Raw genomic sequence first — 2,226 nt, 5'->3', positions numbered from 1 at the left:
AACAAACAGGGTTCAACTCATTTCAGTTCGATAGCTAGATACTAAGACCTAAAACATAGTAACTAAAAGTGGCTAACTTAAACTTGAAATTTTCGGAAAGAATTGGAACTTTAGCGTAGTCAATTGTTAGAAAGTTTGAACTAGAGTTACTATTCTTGGAATTTCCTTTTTCTACATCTGTTGTTGTGTGCCCATTAGCAGTTGAATTTTTTGTTGAAGAGTTATCATCTTTTCCACCAGATAGAGCTGCTATTGCAATAATAATAACTACAACTATCAGTACCCAAATCCACCAGCGCTTGTACCAAGGTTTAACTTCAACAAATGTATTGCCATTTTCATCTTGAATTTTTTTAGCCATAACATAGAACCCCCAAAATTTATTTTCTAACGAGTGCAAGAATACCAGCGATTATAATTAGTGCACCGCTTAAAATGCCAAAAGCAGAAACAAAAACAATGTTAAGCACGCCACAGATAATGATGATCCAGCCCATAGCTACACGATTTTTATTAATCATACATACTAGAATAATAGCAACGATACTCGCAATAATACAGCCAATACCTAATCCAAATAGGCTACTTGATGATGTGCTACTCACAGCACTGTCAATGCCACCTAAGAAGAATGAGAATACGCCCGCAATAATTCCGAATACGCCACCCATGATTCCCAAAACCATTTCGGCCGTACGTGAATGGTTTTGGGATTCACCTTCGGTAGTAACTTGTTTATAAATTTTTCCGTCAGCACCTTTAACCTTATTACTCATTTTAAATCCTCCAAAAAATATACAGCTTTTAAAGTCATCAGTATTTAGACAAAACTAGAATAGAATCCCAAAGAATTGAAATTATTATTTAATTTCCAGACACGAATCGAACGCGACTGAACTCACCAGAGTGGGGAGCAAGATATTGTATTACATTGCACCGAAGAAACCGTCGCTAAATCCTGTCATACCAAGATAGAAGAAGATTATTGTAAATACAAGCAACACAGTCCCAGCGGTGGTTCGTTTATTCTTAATAATAAAAATTGAAAGGACAAAGGAGACTATTCCGGTAAGCGGGATAAACAAGGCCAAAACAGCTGTTATCCACCCCCAAATTAAAAATTGGTTATTTTTATTTTCAACAATTGAAGATGCTTGTTTTGCACCACAGAATGGACAAAAATCGGTGTTTAAAGTAATTGGTTTACCACACTTAAAGCAAAATTTTGTATTGTTTTCTTGCATCATGAATCCTCCAAATATTTTAAGGCTTTTCATTGTTAACGCGCGCTTCGTTTATCGGTTGTTTGGATGATAAGGCTATTCCAAATCATCGAGCACAGAATACTTTATTTTCCCATTATCTACAGACATTAAAATGGTGTCATTGGTTCCCGGTTTTAAAATTTGTATATACGATAAATCATAATCGTCAGATTCATCATCTTTATATTTTTCTGATAAATCAAGAAGAGTTCGTTCAACAGTTTTAAATGTACTTGTTTTACCCATATACAAATCATCAACAGCCATATTCTCTTTCACATATACAAGCATTGTTTTAGATTCTTTATCAGGTTTAACTGAAGTTACATCGAGAGAGTTATCGTTGTTTAATGTTTCTTTGATATCGGAAGCAACATCTGAAGGGGAAGGGGATTTCAATTGTGAAAAGGCGATAAAAGTAATTAAAACACCTATCAATGCAAAAATCCACCAATATTTTTTTAACTTGGTTTTTTTATCTACTGGTTCTGTTTGATTAAAAATAATATCTTTACCAGGTTTATCTTCTGGATTCACTTCAATTGATGATTGATTTAAACTATCGGTTGACTCCTGCTTCGCTCCACAAAATTGACAGAATTCAGCGTCAATCGGTAAATTTTTACCACACTTAATACAAAATTTTGTATTATCCATAATAACTCCTCCAAAGTATATACAGCTTTTATAGTCATCAGTATTTAGACAAAGCTAGAAATAGAATCCCCAAGATTCATATTTTTAGCTAGTCCCCAGTCATGAATCGAACATGACTGAACTCACCAGAGTGGGGAGACAGCATTTATAATTTAATTTGTGATAAATATAATTTTATTACTATCTAAGTTGAAAGTAAATAAGTTTGCTCCTATCCTAGTATTTGGTACATAAATTTCTGAACAGTTGTGCCATAATTAATAAAACAAGATAGGAGCATTCCAATGAAACGATATCAAGATGA

General features: G+C 33.7%; 4 protein-coding genes. All 4 read right to left on the bottom strand.

Annotated elements, in window-relative coordinates; translation table 11 throughout:
• Window positions 1–34 precede the first annotated feature (34 nt).
• The 4 genes from LFUMFP_RS08305 to LFUMFP_RS08290 all read right to left on the bottom strand — a co-directional run bounded on the left by LFUMFP_RS08305 (window position 35) and on the right by LFUMFP_RS08290 (window position 1,922).
• Window positions 35–361 (bottom strand): hypothetical protein, encoded by a 327-nt coding sequence (locus tag LFUMFP_RS08305; protein WP_199190579.1) that lies wholly within the window; start codon window positions 359–361, stop codon window positions 35–37.
• A gap of 19 nt (window positions 362–380) precedes the next feature.
• Window positions 381–776: a DUF4064 domain-containing protein gene (locus LFUMFP_RS08300; protein ID WP_106483444.1), complete on the bottom strand. Its 396-nt coding sequence runs from the start codon at window positions 774–776 to the stop codon at window positions 381–383.
• 150 nt (window positions 777–926) lie between these two features.
• The gene (locus tag LFUMFP_RS08295) at window positions 927–1,244 is read right to left on the bottom strand and encodes a zinc ribbon domain-containing protein (RefSeq protein ID WP_233210639.1); all 318 of its coding nucleotides are present in this window, start codon (window positions 1,242–1,244) and stop codon (window positions 927–929) included.
• A gap of 75 nt (window positions 1,245–1,319) precedes the next feature.
• Window positions 1,320–1,922 (bottom strand): zinc ribbon domain-containing protein, encoded by a 603-nt coding sequence (locus tag LFUMFP_RS08290; protein ID WP_106483443.1) that lies wholly within the window; start codon window positions 1,920–1,922, stop codon window positions 1,320–1,322.
• Window positions 1,923–2,226: the final 304 nt, after the last annotated feature.

The sequence above is a fragment of the Latilactobacillus fuchuensis genome (assembly GCF_900258455.1).
Taxonomy (GTDB): Bacteria; Bacillota; Bacilli; order Lactobacillales; family Lactobacillaceae; genus Latilactobacillus; species Latilactobacillus fuchuensis.
This window is presented reverse-complemented; position numbering and strand designations above follow the sequence as displayed.